Raw genomic sequence first — 1,167 nt, forward strand, 5'->3', positions numbered from 1 at the left:
TCTGGATGATCTGGGGATCGGGGCGGGCGAGGTGGGTCTGGCGGGTGCGTGGTCGGTGGTGGACTCGGCGGCGCAGCGTCCGGCGCGTACGGCGGGCACGATCGTGAAGGACGAGGGTGAGGGCGGTAGGGCTCTGGCCGAGTTCCTGGCCGGCCAGAAGTTCATCTGATCCCGTTCGTTCGTCGTTGTTCCGTCTCGATCTGCAGGAGATTGAAGTTCCATGGCTGATGTTCTTGTTTTTGTCGATCACGTGGACGGTGCGGTCCGTAAGCCCACGTTGGAGCTGTTGACGTTGGCGCGTCGGGTCGGTGAGCCGGTCGCGGTGGCGTTGGGTGCGGGTGCCGGGGCGACGGCCGGTGTGCTGGCCGAGCACGGTGCGGTGAGGGTGCTGGTGTCCGAGGCGTCGGAGTATGCCGACTATCTCGTGGTGCCGAAGGTGGATGCGTTGCAGGCGGCGTTCGGTGTGGTGTCGCCGGTGGCGGTGCTGGTGCCGTCGTCGGCGGAGGGCAAGGAGATCGCTGCGCGGCTCGCGGTGCGGATCGGGTCGGGGATCATTACCGACGCGGTGGATCTGGAGTCGGGTGAGCAGGGTCCGGTGGCGACGCAGTCGGCGTTCGCGGCGTCGTTCACGACGAAGTCGCGTGTTTCGCGTGGTGTTCCGGTGATCACGGTGAAGCCGAACTCGGCGCCGGTGGAGCCGGTTGCGGGTGCGGGTGCGGTGGAGGAGCTGGTGGTGGAGTTCTCCGCGCTGGCCACGGGTACGAAGGTGTTGTCGCGTACGCCGCGTGAGTCGACGGGGCGTCCGGAGCTGACGGAGGCCGCGATCGTGGTCTCGGGTGGCCGTGGGGTCAATGGTGCGGAGAACTTCCGCATCATCGAGGCGCTCGCGGACTCGCTGGGTGCGGCGGTGGGTGCGTCGCGTGCGGCGGTGGACGCGGGCTGGTATCCGCATTCCAACCAGGTCGGTCAGACGGGTAAGTCGGTCTCGCCGCAGTTGTACATCGCCTCGGGTATCTCGGGTGCGATCCAGCACCGGGCGGGTATGCAGACCTCGAAGACGATCGTCGCGATCAACAAGGACGCCGAGGCCCCGATCTTCGACCTCGTCGACTACGGCGTCGTCGGTGACCTCTTCGACGTCGTCCCGCAGCTCACCGACGAGGTCAC

Annotated in this window: 1 protein-coding gene and 1 pseudogene; both read left to right on the forward strand. The window is 67.4% G+C overall.

Features of this window, described 5'->3' with window-relative positions:
- A pseudogene (locus tag ABT025_RS39440) lies at positions 1-169 on the forward strand (electron transfer flavoprotein subunit beta); the annotation flags it as partial.
- A 51-nt stretch (positions 170-220) separates the two neighbouring features.
- A partial coding sequence (locus ABT025_RS39445) for an electron transfer flavoprotein subunit alpha/FixB family protein (RefSeq protein ID WP_351003655.1) occupies positions 221-1,167 on the forward strand: 947 nt, incomplete at its 3' end.

It is taken from the genome of Streptomyces sp. NPDC002809 (assembly GCF_040295435.1).
GTDB lineage: Bacteria > Actinomycetota > Actinomycetes > Streptomycetales > Streptomycetaceae > Streptomyces.